This is a genomic window from Peribacillus sp. V2I11 (assembly GCF_030817135.1).
GTDB lineage: Bacteria > Bacillota > Bacilli > Bacillales > DSM-1321 > Peribacillus > Peribacillus simplex.
This window is the reverse complement of sequence record NZ_JAUSYW010000001.1, coordinates 3,850,744-3,865,229: the sequence shown is the minus strand read 5'-3', so window position 1 is coordinate 3,865,229 and position 14,486 is coordinate 3,850,744. Positions and strand designations below refer to the sequence as shown.

Annotated in this window: 17 protein-coding genes and 1 other annotated feature; of the genes, 5 read left to right on the top strand and 12 right to left on the bottom strand. The window is 43.3% G+C overall.

Going from position 1 to position 14,486, the window contains the following annotated elements; translation table 11 throughout:
* Nucleotides 1-34: 34 nt before the first annotated feature.
* On the bottom strand, nucleotides 35-1,147 hold the full coding sequence (locus tag QFZ73_RS18905; protein ID WP_307269359.1) for a PucR family transcriptional regulator: 1,113 nt from the start codon (nucleotides 1,145-1,147) through the stop codon (nucleotides 35-37).
* 74 nt (nucleotides 1,148-1,221) lie between these two features.
* On the bottom strand, nucleotides 1,222-2,910 hold the full coding sequence (locus QFZ73_RS18900) for an L-lactate permease (RefSeq protein ID WP_307269355.1): 1,689 nt from the start codon (nucleotides 2,908-2,910) through the stop codon (nucleotides 1,222-1,224).
* 254 nt (nucleotides 2,911-3,164) lie between these two features.
* On the opposite strand from QFZ73_RS18900, the gene QFZ73_RS18895 reads away from it, so the two are divergent.
* The 4 genes from QFZ73_RS18895 to QFZ73_RS18880 all read left to right on the top strand — a co-directional run bounded on the left by QFZ73_RS18895 (nucleotide 3,165) and on the right by QFZ73_RS18880 (nucleotide 6,938).
* Nucleotides 3,165-3,896, top strand: coding sequence for a FadR/GntR family transcriptional regulator (locus QFZ73_RS18895; protein WP_285847007.1), 732 nt, complete (start codon nucleotides 3,165-3,167; stop codon nucleotides 3,894-3,896).
* A gap of 173 nt (nucleotides 3,897-4,069) precedes the next feature.
* Nucleotides 4,070-4,786 (top strand): (Fe-S)-binding protein, encoded by a 717-nt coding sequence (locus tag QFZ73_RS18890; protein ID WP_307269350.1) that lies wholly within the window; start codon nucleotides 4,070-4,072, stop codon nucleotides 4,784-4,786.
* 23 nt (nucleotides 4,787-4,809) lie between these two features.
* Nucleotides 4,810-6,240: a LutB/LldF family L-lactate oxidation iron-sulfur protein gene (locus tag QFZ73_RS18885; RefSeq protein ID WP_307269345.1), complete on the top strand. Its 1,431-nt coding sequence runs from the start codon at nucleotides 4,810-4,812 to the stop codon at nucleotides 6,238-6,240.
* On the top strand, nucleotides 6,234-6,938 hold the full coding sequence (locus QFZ73_RS18880) for a LutC/YkgG family protein (RefSeq protein WP_307272916.1): 705 nt from the start codon (nucleotides 6,234-6,236) through the stop codon (nucleotides 6,936-6,938). The genes QFZ73_RS18885 and QFZ73_RS18880 overlap by 7 nt, the downstream gene beginning before the upstream one ends.
* Nucleotides 6,939-7,000: 62 nt before the next feature.
* Here the strand turns inward: QFZ73_RS18880 and QFZ73_RS18875 are convergent, their stop codons facing one another.
* Together QFZ73_RS18875 and QFZ73_RS18870 are read right to left on the bottom strand one after the other, a co-directional pair.
* Nucleotides 7,001-8,086, bottom strand: coding sequence for a M42 family metallopeptidase (locus QFZ73_RS18875; RefSeq protein ID WP_251429192.1), 1,086 nt, complete (start codon nucleotides 8,084-8,086; stop codon nucleotides 7,001-7,003).
* Nucleotides 8,087-8,157: 71 nt separating this feature from the next.
* Nucleotides 8,158-8,646, bottom strand: coding sequence for a dUTP diphosphatase (locus tag QFZ73_RS18870; protein WP_251429195.1), 489 nt, complete (start codon nucleotides 8,644-8,646; stop codon nucleotides 8,158-8,160).
* A gap of 109 nt (nucleotides 8,647-8,755) precedes the next feature.
* On the opposite strand from QFZ73_RS18870, the gene QFZ73_RS18865 reads away from it, so the two are divergent.
* Nucleotides 8,756-9,136, top strand: a complete 381-nt coding sequence (locus QFZ73_RS18865; protein ID WP_144480505.1) for a sigma-w pathway protein ysdB — start codon at nucleotides 8,756-8,758, stop codon at nucleotides 9,134-9,136.
* 53 nt (nucleotides 9,137-9,189) lie between these two features.
* Here the strand turns inward: QFZ73_RS18865 and QFZ73_RS18860 are convergent, their stop codons facing one another.
* From QFZ73_RS18860 to thrS, 8 genes are all read right to left on the bottom strand, one after another.
* Nucleotides 9,190-9,759 carry a TVP38/TMEM64 family protein gene (locus tag QFZ73_RS18860; protein ID WP_101222877.1) on the bottom strand — a complete coding sequence of 190 codons (570 nt, stop codon included), beginning with the start codon at nucleotides 9,757-9,759 and terminating at the stop codon, nucleotides 9,190-9,192.
* Between the two features lie 60 nt (nucleotides 9,760-9,819).
* On the bottom strand, nucleotides 9,820-10,095 hold the full coding sequence (locus QFZ73_RS18855; RefSeq protein WP_307269333.1) for a DUF1294 domain-containing protein: 276 nt from the start codon (nucleotides 10,093-10,095) through the stop codon (nucleotides 9,820-9,822).
* A 68-nt stretch (nucleotides 10,096-10,163) separates the two neighbouring features.
* Nucleotides 10,164-10,523 carry a 50S ribosomal protein L20 gene (gene rplT, locus QFZ73_RS18850; protein ID WP_034309067.1) on the bottom strand — a complete coding sequence of 120 codons (360 nt, stop codon included), beginning with the start codon at nucleotides 10,521-10,523 and terminating at the stop codon, nucleotides 10,164-10,166.
* Nucleotides 10,524-10,558: 35 nt separating this feature from the next.
* Nucleotides 10,559-10,759, bottom strand: coding sequence for a 50S ribosomal protein L35 (gene rpmI / locus QFZ73_RS18845; protein WP_034309070.1), 201 nt, complete (start codon nucleotides 10,757-10,759; stop codon nucleotides 10,559-10,561).
* 34 nt (nucleotides 10,760-10,793) lie between these two features.
* The gene (infC, locus tag QFZ73_RS18840) at nucleotides 10,794-11,294 is read right to left on the bottom strand and encodes a translation initiation factor IF-3 (protein ID WP_034309072.1); all 501 of its coding nucleotides are present in this window, start codon (nucleotides 11,292-11,294) and stop codon (nucleotides 10,794-10,796) included.
* 98 nt (nucleotides 11,295-11,392) lie between these two features.
* Nucleotides 11,393-11,529: a sequence feature (ribosomal protein L20 leader region), on the bottom strand.
* Nucleotides 11,530-11,654: 125 nt separating this feature from the next.
* Entirely contained in the window at nucleotides 11,655-12,149 is a 495-nt protein-coding gene (locus tag QFZ73_RS18835) for a GNAT family N-acetyltransferase (protein WP_307269328.1), read from the bottom strand.
* Between the two features lie 53 nt (nucleotides 12,150-12,202).
* Nucleotides 12,203-12,373 carry a hypothetical protein gene (locus QFZ73_RS18830; RefSeq protein ID WP_155726452.1) on the bottom strand — a complete coding sequence of 57 codons (171 nt, stop codon included), beginning with the start codon at nucleotides 12,371-12,373 and terminating at the stop codon, nucleotides 12,203-12,205.
* A 106-nt stretch (nucleotides 12,374-12,479) separates the two neighbouring features.
* Nucleotides 12,480-14,411 carry a threonine--tRNA ligase gene (gene thrS, locus QFZ73_RS18825; protein WP_307269322.1) on the bottom strand — a complete coding sequence of 644 codons (1,932 nt, stop codon included), beginning with the start codon at nucleotides 14,409-14,411 and terminating at the stop codon, nucleotides 12,480-12,482.
* Nucleotides 14,412-14,486 lie beyond the last annotated feature (75 nt).

The following is a 14,486-nucleotide window of genomic DNA, read 5'->3' as shown; positions in this document are numbered from 1 at the left end:
TATGAACATATAGAATTTAGAGCTTTCCATAAAATTAATTTGTATGTTTATCCAATACACTTAATGCCAGATACATAGTGACTAGATCGGTAAGCTTTCTAGGATTCAGTTGGGTCAAATCTTCTATGCGCTTGAGCCTGTAATGGAGGGTATTGATATGGATATGCAGGGCTGCGGCGGTCTCCTTCAAAGATAGATCACATGCAAAATACATGGAAAGGGTTTTAAGCAGCTCTTCATTAGGAAGCAAATCCTGAATCGTCCGGGATAAATATTCCTGTCTTGTTTCAGCGGTAACTTCATCAAGCAGGACCTCAAGCTTCAAGTCCTCGTCAAATATAATCCCCGATGAAGGAAACGCGATTTTCAAGGAACGTTCGGCTTTAAAAAATGCTGACCTGAAAGCGGACCCTGATGCACGCGAACTAACTCCTGCACACACTTTATAACCCGAACTCTCTTCCAGCTTTTTTTGCAGTTTACTTAATTTCTTTAATTGTTGGATTTTTGAACCGATGAAATCGGCTATTGAAAGAATGACGAATTGGTTCCTCCCCCAACGGACTGCGATGTCATTGGGATGCTGCTGACTAATGTATATCTGAAGCGTTCTCCACACATGAGGCTCAATGATTTCCTCAGTCTTAAATTCACCAAGGGTGATGATCCGGTCAGCATGAACATCGACCCCAAGCAACTTGGCCTTCCGAAGGAATAGCTCATTGAACGTCTGCAGCTGATGCCATTCAAATACAAAGAATTCCATCAGGCGTGATTGGGATTCTGCTTGTTCGATATGATAGCTTTCCTGAATGAACATCTCCGTCATCTTTTTTAAAAGTTCCGCATAGGGGGAAACATGTATGGGGTCGCCCGTAATTCCAATGACACAAACGGCTTCCTGATTGAAGAAAATAGGTAGATTTATTCCTGCCTTCACTCCTTTCCAACTTCGTTCATCCTGTTTATTGATGATCAATTTCTCACGATTGTTGAAAGCGTGGATGGCTCCTTCATGATAAGATCCAATACGGCTGCTATCGGTGCTGGCGATAATCGTGCCAGCATGATCAATAATGATGATTTCCTCATCAATCAGTTTTCGAACCTCATGAACCAATTTTCCTGCCACAACTGCCAGTTGCATGATATGTCCTCCTTTTTTTTATTGGACTTGGAAAATATTTCGAGGCTCCCATTCAAAAGGGAGCCTCATTCTACTTATGGAATCATCCAGGAAAGGACGCCATTTTGCAAGAAGGTAATCACACAAACTAGCAACAATAAGAAAAGACTATGTTTGAGCGTGAATCTCAATAATTCTGATTCCCTGCCCGCCAATCCAACGGCGGCACAAGCAATCGCTATCGATTGGGGGGAAATCATCTTTCCCGTAACCCCTCCGGAAGAGTTCGCCGCTAGTGCCAGGACCGGTTCCATCCCCACTTTAAGAGCGGTCACTTTCTGCAGACTGCCAAATAAGAGGTTGGCTGATGTATCCGATCCGGTAATGAACACACCCAACCAGCCGAGAACAGGTGCGAAGAACGGAAATGAATCACCTGATTTTGCAAGGGTCATCCCTAATGTTGTCGACATGCCTGAAGCATTCGTCACATAGGCAAAAGCCACTACAGTAGAAATCATCAAGATTGGTTTTTCCAATTCTTTCATCGCTTCAACAAAAGTGCTATAAAAGTCTTTTGCAGACATGTGGGCGATGAACTTCGTTACGATGGCAGCCAGTAAAATGGCGGTCCCGGCTGCTCCGAGCAGTTCTATTTTATAGAAAGCCGCAATCGGCAATCCATTGCTTCCGATTATCTCATTATGCAGACCTGGGACTTCGATTTGGAAGGTTAATAGTTTCCCGATTTCATTGATTCCCCCAAGCAACGCATTGTTGCCTTCATAATGTCCTGAGAGTGCCGGCTTTATTGGGTTCATCCCCCATATTGTTATGAAAAGCGTTAACAGAAGGAATGGTGACCAGGCATGGAATATCTGCCATTTCGTGTATTTTGTTTCCGCTTCGGCTGTATATAAAGGTTCGACAGCTGCTGCCGTTTCCTCGGATGCAAAGCGAAAGATCGTTTTAGGTTTCCAGAATTTAAGGAAGATCGCCAATGCAAATAGTGACACTAACGCGGAAAGGATGTCCGGTAATTCGGGCCCAAGAAAATTTGAACTTAAGTACTGTGTAATGGCAAAGGAAAATCCGGAAACCAAAATTGCCGGCAAGACTTCAAGCGACCTTTTCCACCCAGTCATTATTAAAATGAGATAAAGCGGAATGAAAGCCGAAAGGAATGGCAATTGGCGGCCGACCATTTTTGAAATCTCCATGGCGGCTATGCCAGTAGGGCCTTCCATGGCGATGATCGGTATTCCAACCGCCCCGAATGCTACCGGAGCGGTGTTCGCGATCAAACAAATCCCTGCTGCATATAGCGGGTTAAATCCGAGACCGACCAAAAGCGCGGCTGAAATGGCGACCGGTGCTCCAAATCCCGCGGCACCTTCTAAAAAGGCCCCGAAAGAAAATGCCACCAATAATGCCTGAAGGCGGCGGTCTTCCGTAAGCGAAAGCACCGAAGACCGAATGATATTGAATTGTCCGCTTTTAACGGTCATTTTGTACAAAAATACGGAAGTGATGATTATCCATCCGATTGGGAGCAGCCCATATACAGCTCCTTGTGAAGCAGACATCACTGCTTTTCCTGCAGGCATTCCATATATCAATACAGCCACTGCAAGAGCTACAAGCAACGTGGTTATACCTGCAATGTAACCTTTCATCCGTTTGATGGTAAGTGCCCAGAAAAAGTAAAGAATTGGAATGAGTGCGGCAAGAGATGATAAAACTAAATTATCGGTAATCGGCGTAAAGTTTTGTGTCCATGTCATTCATTTCGTCTCCATTTTCTATAAATTTTTTAAAAAATTCAGAAATTAACAGCTGATTGAAACCCCTTACATAACCAAATATTCAAAGTCATCAGATGACTTGATGAGTACTCATTAAAATTAAATGATTGAAAATATAAAATCAAGATTTTTTTTATTTTTTGTTGATTTTTTAACCTTCTGGAAGTGTCAAAGATCATTTGTGTTATATAATATTAACCAGAGAAACTCATAGAAAATAGAGGTGCTACTACTTGGTATATAAAAAAATAAAGCCGAAAAAAATTTATGAAGAAGTCAGCGATGAACTTTATGAAATGATTCGGTCAGGCAGCCTGAAACCAGGTGAACAATTGGATTCCATCCAGCAGCTTGCGGAAAATTTCCAAGTCGGGCGCCCGGCCATCCGCGAAGCATTAAGTGCATTGAGTTCAATGGGTCTTATTGAAATAAAACAAGGTGAAGGAACATTCGTCAAAACCTTCGACCCTACCATCATGAACCATCCCTTGTCTGCCGCCCTTTTGATGGATCAAGACAATATCAAGCATTTACTGGAAGTTCGGAAAATCCTTGAGTCCGGTACGGCAGAAGTGGCAGCGAAGAAGAGAACGGAAGAAAACCTTATCGTACTGAAGGAAAGGCTTTTTGATATGGAAAAGGTATCCGATGATGAAGAGCTAAGTGATAAAGCGGATATCGCCTTCCATGTTGCAGTGGCAAACGCATCACAAAATGAGCTGCTGATTACATTGATGAACCACGTTTCAGAATTAATGACTGAAAAGATGCGTGATATCCGTCGGATTGCGCTTTATTCCGAAGAGATGACACTTAAGCAGCTCTACCAGCAGCATGTCAGGATTTATGATGCAATCGTGGCACAGGATGAAGACGGAGCCCGCAGTGCCATGCTGTTTCACCTTCAAAACGTCGAGGAATCACTGGACCGGGTCATCCAAAAAAATCAGCAAAAGCATAGTTGACTTTCCTTTAAATTTCAAAAATACCCTATACAAAAAAGGATTAAATTGATATATTATTTTGAAAACGATTACTTCATTTAAAAAATCTTGGAAATTGGTCTTAACCATTTCCTTTTTCCATTTTTTAGTCATCAGATGACCTGTTAACCTATTAGAAAAAGGAGGAGTTCAGATTGAAAGTTACTCTCTTTGCAACATGTTTAGTGGATTTGTTTCAATCCAGTGTCGGCAAAGCGACAGTGGAGCTACTCGAGAGATTAGGCTGTGAGATCGATTTCCCTGAGTCCCAGATATGCTGCGGACAGCCCGCATATAATAGCGGGTATACGAAGGAATCGAAGGAAGCCATGAAAAAGATGATTAAAACGTTCGCGGATGCTGAATACATCGTAACCCCTTCCGGTTCCTGCGCAGCGATGTTCAAAGAATATCCGGTCCTATTCAAAGGCGATGCCGAATGGGAGAAGAAAGCGGCATCATTAGCGGCTAAAACATATGAATTGACCCAATTCATCGTGGATGTCTTAAAAGTGACCGACGTCGGGGCGACCCTTAAGGGAAAGGCCACTTATCATACTTCATGCCATATGACACGGCTGCTTAACGTGAAGGAAGCACCTGCCATCTTGTTAAGCCATGTCAAGGGTCTCGAAATGACACCACTTCCGGATGCCCAAAACTGCTGCGGTTTCGGGGGGACCTTTTCGGTCAAGATGGGTGACATTTCCGGGCAAATGGTCGAGGAGAAAGTCTGCAATATTGAAGATACCGGGGCCGATTTTTTAATCGGCGGGGATGCAGGATGTTTGATGAATATCGGCGGACGGATCCAAAGGAAGGGGCAACCGGTGAAAGTCCTTCATATTGCGGAAGTCCTGAATAGTATTTAAAGAAAGCGAGGAGGGAAAAACTTATGGCTATGAAAACCAGCTCTGCCAAATTTAAAGACCGGGTGGATGAAGGAATACATAATGATTTTATGCGATTGGCCGTATCGAGTGCCCAAGAAAGATTACACGGGCGGCGGCTGACTGCCGTTGATGAATTGGGAAGCTGGGAGGATTGGCGGTCACTTGGGGAAGAAATCCGGCAGCATGTGCTTAGTAACCTTGATTACTATTTGCACCAGCTTGCAGAAAACGTCTCGAAAAGGGGCGGTCATGTCTTCTTCGCTGAAACGGCTGAAGAAGCAAGCGGATACATCAAGGATGTCATTTTAAAAAAGAATGCCAAAAAGGTCGTGAAATCAAAATCGATGGTCACGGAAGAGATTAATTTGAATGCAACTCTTGAAGGAGTTGGCATCGATGTCGTTGAAACGGACCTTGGTGAATACATTTTACAAGTGGATGATCATGATCCCCCTTCCCATATCGTCGCACCTGCTCTCCATAAAAATAAAGAGCAGATTAGGGATGTTTTTAAAGAAAAGCTTGCATATACGGAAACCGAAAAACCGGAAGAGCTTACCGCCCATGTCCGGGGCATTCTGCGGAAAGATTTCTTAAGCGCCGATGTGGGCATAACCGGCTGTAATTTTGCAATTGCGGAAACGGGCTCGATCGGTTTGGTGACGAATGAAGGAAATGCCGATTTGGTCACTGCCCTCCCTAAAACACAAATCACCGTGATGGGAATGGAACGGCTTGTGCCTACATTCGATGAATTCGAAGTCCTCGTCAGCTTATTGACAAGAAGCGCTGTCGGCCAAAGATTGACCAGTTACATCACTGCACTTACCGGTCCGCGTGATGAAGGCGATATAGACGGACCCGAGGAATTTCACCTTGTGATCGTAGATAATGGACGCTCCTCCATTTTAGGAACTGAGTTTCAATCCGTTCTTCAATGCATCCGCTGTGCTGCCTGTATAAATGTCTGCCCGGTCTATCGCCAGGTTGGCGGTCATTCATATGGTTCAATATATCCGGGACCAATCGGTGCTGTGCTTTCACCCTTACTCGGAGGATATGATGATTTCAAGGAATTGCCATATGCATCCACTCTTTGTGCAGCCTGTACAGATGCTTGTCCGGTAAAGATTCCTCTCCATGATTTATTGAGGAAGCATCGTGAAGTCATCGTTGAAAAAGAAAAAATGGCGCCATTTTCAGAAAAAATGGCCATGAAGGCCTTCGCTATCGGTGCGGCCTCGCCTATGCTTTATAAGTTCGGCTCCAAAATGGCCCCATCAGCGATGTCACCTTTTAAAACGGGGGATATCATCTCGAAAGGACCGGGACCACTCAAAACTTGGACAGAAAGCCGCGAGTTCCCTGCTCCAGGGAAAGAGAGCTTTCGGGACTGGTTCAAAAATCGGGAAAAGGGAGGGAAACCATCATGAATGGAACCATCCATAATGAAGGGACATTTTTAAACAATATAACCAAAAACCTCGGAAGGGCTCCTATTACGGAGGGCATCTCCGTTCCGGAATGGAAGCACGCCCCCCAAAAAGAAGTTTTGAAACATGCGACACCAAATGATCTTGTCGCGGAATTGGAGGAGCAATGTAAACGGGTGCATACCCAGTTTCACGTTACCGACTCCAAGCAGGTGATGCTTTGTTTAAAACAGGTGATCGAGGAACTTGGAAACGGACCCTTGATCATCCCTAAGGACGATCGATTTTTTGACTATGGGTTAGAGGGTATCTTAAAGGAAAAAGATGTCCATATATGGGATCACCAAGCAGGGAAAGAAAATATCGAAAAAGCAGAAAGTGCTAACATCGGAATCACATTCAGTGAGATGACACTAGCAGAATCAGCGACCGTCGTCTTGTTCAGCGACAAGGACCACGGCCGTTCCATCAGCTTCCTTCCTTCCTGCCATGTTTCCATCATTCCAAAAAGCACCATCGTTCCGCGAATGACCCAGGCAGCTGCGGCCATCCGTTCAAAAGTTACCCGGGGCGAAGTCGTTCCTTCCTGCATCAATTTCATAACAGGGCCGAGTAATTCGGCTGATATCGAAATGGACCTTGTCGTCGGCGTCCATGGACCCATCAAAGCGGTCTATATAATCGTCGAAGATAAGTAAAAATAAGAAAAAGAAAATGGAGAGGACCTGATTAGGCCTCTCCATTATTAACTTTCACTATATCACTCGTAAATGATCCGATCAACCGCTTCACGATCGAGGCGTTTAATCACTTCGACAATGAGCTTAACTGCATTCTCATAATCATCCCGGTGAAGCATTGCTGCGTGTGAATGAATGTAGCGTGTGGCAATCGTGATCGCCAGTGCGGGAACACCATTTGCCGTTAAATGAATGGAGCCGGCATCCGTTCCGCCGCCTGGAATCGATTCATATTGATAAGGAATATTCATTTCATCAGCCGTGTCGGTGACGAAATCGCGTAATCCCTTATGTGCCACCATCGATGAATCATATATGACGATTTGCGGGCCTTCCCCCATCTTACTCATCGCTTCTTTTTCGGAAACCCCCGGTGTATCACCAGCAATGCCGACATCGACGGCAAAACCGATATCCGGCTGAATTTTGAATGTGGATGTTTTGGAGCCACGCAGGCCGACCTCTTCTTGGACAGCACCAATTCCATAAACTACATTAGGATGGTCGCTGTCTTTCAGCTGTTTAAGCACATCAATGGCGATTGCACAGCCAATTCGATTGTCCCAGGCTTTGGCGAGCAGCATCTTTTCATTATTCATGACCGTGAATTCAAAATATGGCACAACCATATCCCCTGGCTTGACGCCCCATTCCTTAACCTCTTCTTTGCTGGATGCACCAATATCAATAAACATATCCTTAATATCGATCGGCTTCTTCCGCGCCTCCGCTGACAGGATATGAGGCGGCTTGGAACCGATAATGCCAGTTATATCACCTTTACTTGTAACGATCGTAACGCGCTGGGCCAGCATTACCTGTGACCACCAGCCCCCTACCGGCTGAAAACGCAAAAATCCTTTATCATCAATCTGTGTGATCATGAAACCAACTTCGTCCATATGCCCTGTAACGACGATTTTCGGTCCGTTTTCATCACCCGTTTTCTTGGCAATTAAACTTCCCAGGCCATCTGCCGATATTTCATCCGCAAATGGTGTTATGTATTCGGTCATCACTTTTCTTACTTCACTTTCATTTCCTGCAATGCCTTTAGCATCCGTTAAATCCCGCAGCATCCTTAACGTTTCATCCAATTGAGCCATCGTTTTACCTCCCTATAAATTACATTACAAGAATAATTATACAGAAAATCGATTGCATAAACAATCAGCAATCAATAGCCTTGCTTTTGCCTTTCGTAGTTCACTTCATTTTTGCTTACATATGCTTTTTCCACATCCACTGCCGAAAATCCAAGCAACTCCCCTAAATGTAAATACGCAGCAAAAACCTTTTGGAAAGATGACTCTGTCAACTGTGTCCGAAATTCACTGATGTAGCCGTAAATAGCAGTAAATTGAACCGTCAAATCCTCCTGATGCATTTTGAGGGCAGATGGAACTTCCGGTACAAATCCCCGTTCAATCCCGAGTGACAAAATGAAATGAATGCCATCCACGTATTCAGCCAAAATCGTTTCCTTATCAGAGGGGCCTTTAAGACTCCAGAATTTAAAACATCTTGTTTCATTGGCAAGCTCTCCAAGCTCCACTAAAAGAGCGAGTATCTTCCGTTCCACCAAGTCTTCAGCACCCAAATCATGCTTTGTTTGTATATGCTCATCCAAAGCTGCCTGCATTTCCATTAATTTACCTATGTTCATTTTCATCACTTCTTTCCATCGTCTTCCCCTAAATTATATCAAATAAATGAAACTTATTAAAAACCCATACGTAAATGAAGGGAATCACTCTGTTTAAGGAGGTAGCTCCATGGTATTGATCATGCGGTTCATTCTTTTGGCTCTCATCATTTTCTTAATATATACAGTCATAAAATACCTATTTAATCCGAAAAGAAAATTAGAGCTGGCACATGAACAGAAAAAGTTCTTTCTGCTCGACGATACAGCCAATATACGAAAGAATTTTTTATTGACGTACAACGGGGTGATGTTTGAAGGGGAAAAGTATTTAGGGACGACGGAACGCTCCTTCGAGGTCATCTCCATCTTCATATGGCCTAAAAAAGTGGCCGGACTGAAAGGCTTGAAGCGAAATGACTTCTTAAAAATCGAGGCAGCCATTAAAAAACAATATCCGGAAGCCGTTATCGATTGGAAGAGCCCGGTTAAGGAGTTTTTACAAAAATGAAAAAAATCACGCGTAATGAAGAGCCTTGAGAAAAATGGACTCAAGGCTCTGTATTAATCATCTGAACGAAAAAATTCCTTCCAGGGGACGACCGTCTGCTTCTCTCTCAATAAATATAGCAATAAGGTTAAGGATAATAAAATAATGACGATCAGCGTTGGACTGAAATCTGCAATATAGTGGCCAAAAACCGTGTATACGAATGCTACAGGGAGATTGGTCATGAAGGATAGATAAAAATAATTTTTCAGCCCTTTATTGGATTCCAATAAGCAAAGAGACAGTAAGTAAAAGTGTATGAATGGTATTAGCCTCAATACAGCAATTTGCCTGCTGTTTAGCTTTCGGTTTCCAAACAGCTTATTCTTAAGCCGCAGCAGCCTATCCTTTGTTTTCGGAAATTTGCCTATCACGAAATAAAAGGCCATACTGGACAAGGTCAAACCGATTACCGAATAGATGGTTCCAAAAGCTGCCCCGAATAATACTCCTCCAGACATGCAAACCACTATGACCGGAATGAATAAAAATTGCCTTAATAAATGAAAGGTGATAAAAATCAACGGTGCAAACACGCTTCCTGATTGAACGTAGCTCATCACAAGTGTCAGTTTATCATTCATGCTCTCCCTCCAGCTACTCTTTGCTGCTTCTACAAGCATATACATTATACGGGCTACATATTACAATTGAATGAATATCTTAATCAATAAGGCTATCTGAAGAATCATCAATATAGGCAGGCCCCACTTAAAAGCGGCATGCTTCGTCTTATGGCGGAATTGCTTCATCCCCAAAAAGGTCCCAGTCCCTCCGCCTATGACCGCCCAAAACCAAAGTGTCTTTTCGCTGATCCGGTACTCCCCATTACGCGCTTTCCTTTTGTCGATTCCCATTAAGGCAAACCCGATGATGTTTGTGATGATCATATAAGCAGCAATGAACCATACTCCTTGCATCCTCATTCCCTCCTTTAAATATGTAAAAAGCCACCCTCTTGAAAAGAGAGTGGCTGTATCAGTCAGACTTATTTGTCTAATTGTTGTTTAGCAGCAGTTGCTAATTGAGCAAAAGCTTGTTCGTCAGCAACAGCAAGATCAGCAAGCATTTTGCGGTTCACTTCGATACCAGCAAGCTTTAGGCCATGCATTAAACGGCTGTAAGAAAGACCGTTGATGCGTGCTGCAGCGTTGATACGAGTGATCCAAAGTTTGCGGAAATCACGTTTCTTTTGACGACGGTCACGGAAAGCATAGTTTCCTGACTTCATTACTTGTTGGTTAGCTACTTTAAAAAGAATATGTTTCGCGCCATAGTAACCTTTAGCTAATTTTATTACCTTTTTACGACGTTTGCGAGTAACAGTACCGCCTTTTACACGTGGCATGTTATTTCCCTCCTATTTAACTCGATAAATCGAACTTATTTAATGTTGTCTAGCATATGACGAATACGTTTGAAGTCACCTTTGCTTACAAGGCTAGCTTTGCGAAGCTTACGCTTTTGCTTAGTAGATTTGTTAGCAAATAAATGGCTTGTGTAAGCGTTAGAACGCTTAAGTTTGCCGGATCCAGTCTTTTTGAAACGTTTAGCAGATCCGCGGTGAGTTTTCATTTTAGGCATAAGGTATTCCTCCTCATTACAAATTACTTTACAATTACTTTTCGTTTTTCGGTGCTAAGATAATGAACATGCTGCGCCCGTCCATTTTTGGGTGTTGCTCGATTGTAGCCACTTCTTTACATGCTTCAGAAAAACGAACGAGTACACGTTGACCAATTTCCTTATGCGTAATGGCACGTCCTTTGAATCGGATAGAAGCTTTTACTTTATCGCCTTTTTCAAGGAATTTAATACCGTTGCGAAGCTTCGTATTGAAATCATGCTCTTCAATCGTCGGGCTCAAACGAACCTCTTTCAGACTGATGACTTTTTGATTTTTACGTGCTTCCTTGTCTTTCTTTTGCTGCTCGAAGCGGTGTTTTCCGTAGTCCATGATCCGGGCTACCGGAGGCTTTGCATTTGCAGCAACTAAAACTAGATCAAGATTTACACGAGCGGCAATTTCCAATGCTTCGAATTTCGTTTTAATTCCAAGTTGTTCTCCGTTTTGGTCAATAAGACGAACTTCACGGGCTCGGATGCCCTCGTTTACCATCGCGTCTTTACTAATAGTTAGCCACCTCCAAAGATATTGGCGAATACGAATATTTGAATAAATTCGGTCACGCTCACAACTCGCTTACAGGATATAATCATAATAAAAAAGTGTGGATGCATGTTGCACCCACACTGATAGACTCATTCAGAAAGATCCAAATAATCAAATCATGACCTGTTAACTGCATTGTTTGCGTCAACCAGGTGAGAAGCGGGTGCTTCTTCTTTTCCTCAAACACGTATTCAATTCACTTTAGAAATATATCATAAACACTGATGACTTGTCAAATGCTAATTTATTCGTTTTTCACAACAAAATTAATATTATCAGACATTCAGTTATTTGACAATACGTTTTTTAAAGTAATTTGGACAAAAAATATTCATCATGATACTCCCCATCAAAAAACAGTGATTCCCGCTTTATTCCTTCCTTTTCAAAACCCATCTTTCGATATAAGGAAAGCGCAGGGGCGTTGTTTGCAATCACGGACAATTCAAGGCGCCGCATTCCGCTTGTCCGTGCATGCTCCTCCATTTTCTGAAATAGCTTCGTACCGATGCCTTTTCCCCTGTCCTGTCCGGCGATGCCAATGACGATTTTGGCCGAATGCCTCGTTCGGCCCATTTGATTGCCCAATAAGATTAGGTAACCATTCAACTCATGGCCGCTAGCAGCAACGAGGAAAACGGAAAGGGGATTTTTTTCGATTTGCTCCATTTGCTTTTCCATTTGTTTCCAGGTCACTTTTCTTTCCCCAGGATTGAACAGCATATATCCGGAATCTTCAACATGATTGAACAGAGCAGCCAAGTTACCCGCGTCTTCCCTTGAAGCCTTTCTAATCTCCATTTATCCCCACTCCCCCTTTGGTTACAGTCCATACTGATCGAAGCCATCAAATGTTAAGAGTTTTCTTTCGCCTTTTTCTTTTTCTCAATGCTGTCCCAAGAAAATAGGGCTATCCAAAAAAGCAGGACCGGGACAATGGCATATTGTCGATAATCATCCAATAACAATAAGATGATGATGACAAGGAATGTCGGTCCGAATAGATAAGAAAATTTCTTTTTCATGCTGACCCTCCTTTTCGTTGCTGTACATATTTTCACATGATGGTTTCATTTTATCATGCCTTAATTAAAAAGAGGGACACAACTATATGTGCCCCTCTTTTTGCTGTTAACGGCTTACTTCCGCCTTAATCGCTGAAACGAAATCTTCAAAAGCGATCGTTTCGGATTTTTGTTCACCGTATTTACGTACATTCACGCTGCCTTCTTTGGCTTCATTGTCTCCAACAACCAGCATGTACGGGATTTTTTGCATTTGCGCTTCACGGATTTTATAACCGATTTTCTCGTCACGTGTATCCAGATCGACACGAATGCCTTGCGCTTTAAGTTTTTCCTGTACTTCTTTCGCATAATCCAAGTGCACTTCAGGTGAAACCGGGATCACTTGTGCTTGGATAGGTGCAAGCCAAGTCGGGAATGCCCCCTTATATTCTTCGATCAAGTAAGCGACAAATCGTTCCATTGTGGAAACGACGCCGCGGTGGATAACAACCGGACGGTGCTGCTTGCCGTCCTCTCCGACGTAATTAAGATCAAAACGTTCAGGAAGCAAGAAATCAAGCTGAACAGTGGAAAGCGTTTCATCTTTCCCTAAGGCAGTACGCACCTGAACATCAAGCTTAGGACCGTAGAATGCCGCTTCACCTTCCGCTTCAAAGTAATCCAGACCTAGTTCATCCATGGCGTCTTTTAACATGCTTTGTGCTTTTTCCCACATGGCATCATCATCGAAGTATTTTTCTGTATCCTGAGGATCGCGATAAGACAGACGGAATGAATAATCCTTGATATCGAAATCTTTATATACTTCCAGAACCAGGTTCACAACGCGCTTGAACTCTTCTTTGATTTGGTCGGGACGGACGAAAATGTGCGCATCATTCAAAGTCATCCCACGTACTCGCTGAAGGCCGGAAAGGGCACCTGACATTTCATAGCGGTGCATCAAGCCTAGCTCGGCAATCCGGATTGGCAGTTCGCGGTAGCTATGGATACTGTTTTTATAGACCATCATGTGATGCGGACAGTTCATCGGACGCAGTACAAGCTGTTCGTTTTCCATCTCCATGACAGGGAACATGCCGTCCTGGTAATGATCCCAGTGACCAGATGTTTTATAAAGGTCCACGCTTCCCATTACAGGTGTGTAGACATGGTCATAACCCAAACGTTCTTCCTTGTCCACGATATACCTTTCGATTGTCCGGCGGATGGTCGCACCTTTTGGCAACCACATCGGCAGCCCTTGCCCCACTTTCTGTGAGCTCATGAACAAGTTCAATTCTTTGCCGATTTTACGATGGTCACGTTCCTTGGCTTCTTCAAGGAAACGCAGGTGTTCGGCTAACTCTTCTTTTTTATAGAAAGCGGTACCGTAAATGCGTTGAAGCATTTTGTTTTTGCTATCGCCTCTCCAGTATGCCCCAGCGATGCTCAATAGCTTGAATTCTTTGATTTTCCCCGTTGAGGGAACATGAATTCCACGGCAAAGGTCAAAGAATTCACCCTGCTCATAAAGCGTTACCTGCTGATCGGCAGGAATCGCATCGATCAACTCCAATTTATACTCGTCGCCGATTTCTTTAAAACGGGAAATCGCTTCATCACGGCTCACTTCGATGCGGGAAATTTCCAAGTTTTCGTTGACGATTTTCTTCATTTCTTTTTCAATCAATGGAAGGTCTTCTGGAGTCAATGATTCCTCCATATCCATATCATAGTAAAAGCCGCCCTCGATGACTGGCCCTACGCCGAATTTAGCGTTTTTGTACAAGCGTTTGATCGCTTGTGCCATCAAGTGCGCTGTACTGTGACGCAATACTTTAAGAGCATCCGCTGCGTCCTGTGTGACGATTTCGATTGTACCATCTTGTTCAATCGGGCGTTTCAAATCATATAATTCACCATTGAATTTTCCGGCAATGGATTTTTTCCTTAAACCTGGACTGATTGATGCAGCGATGTCTTCAGTTGTTGTGCCTTTAGCAAACTCCTTAACCGCTCCGTCAGGAAAAGATATTTTCAGTAATTCTGACATTCAGTTTCACTCCTTTTTATTGTTCAAACAAATTACAGGTTTTTGATTCCATTACAACACAAAAAGCCCGCCCCT

Coding starts and splice junctions, on each gene's coding strand:
- QFZ73_RS18905 (WP_307269359.1), bottom strand. CDS start 1,147: ATGCAACTGGCAGTTGTGGCAGGAAAATTGGTTCATGAGGTTCGAAAA.
- QFZ73_RS18900 (WP_307269355.1), bottom strand. CDS start 2,910: ATGACATGGACACAAAACTTTACGCCGATTACCGATAATTTAGTTTTA.
- QFZ73_RS18885 (WP_307269345.1), top strand. CDS start 4,810: ATGGCTATGAAAACCAGCTCTGCCAAATTTAAAGACCGGGTGGATGAA.
- QFZ73_RS18875 (WP_251429192.1), bottom strand. CDS start 8,086: ATGGCTCAATTGGATGAAACGTTAAGGATGCTGCGGGATTTAACGGAT.
- QFZ73_RS18870 (WP_251429195.1), bottom strand. CDS start 8,646: ATGAACATAGGTAAATTAATGGAAATGCAGGCAGCTTTGGATGAGCAT.
- QFZ73_RS18865 (WP_144480505.1), top strand. CDS start 8,756: ATGGTATTGATCATGCGGTTCATTCTTTTGGCTCTCATCATTTTCTTA.
- QFZ73_RS18860 (WP_101222877.1), bottom strand. CDS start 9,759: ATGAATGATAAACTGACACTTGTGATGAGCTACGTTCAATCAGGAAGC.
- QFZ73_RS18855 (WP_307269333.1), bottom strand. CDS start 10,095: ATGCAAGGAGTATGGTTCATTGCTGCTTATATGATCATCACAAACATC.
- rplT (WP_034309067.1), bottom strand. CDS start 10,523: ATGCCACGTGTAAAAGGCGGTACTGTTACTCGCAAACGTCGTAAAAAG.
- rpmI (WP_034309070.1), bottom strand. CDS start 10,759: ATGCCTAAAATGAAAACTCACCGCGGATCTGCTAAACGTTTCAAAAAG.
- infC (WP_034309072.1), bottom strand. CDS start 11,294: ATGGTAAACGAGGGCATCCGAGCCCGTGAAGTTCGTCTTATTGACCAA.
- QFZ73_RS18835 (WP_307269328.1), bottom strand. CDS start 12,149: ATGGAGATTAGAAAGGCTTCAAGGGAAGACGCGGGTAACTTGGCTGCT.
- QFZ73_RS18830 (WP_155726452.1), bottom strand. CDS start 12,373: ATGAAAAAGAAATTTTCTTATCTATTCGGACCGACATTCCTTGTCATC.
- thrS (WP_307269322.1), bottom strand. CDS start 14,411: ATGTCAGAATTACTGAAAATATCTTTTCCTGACGGAGCGGTTAAGGAG.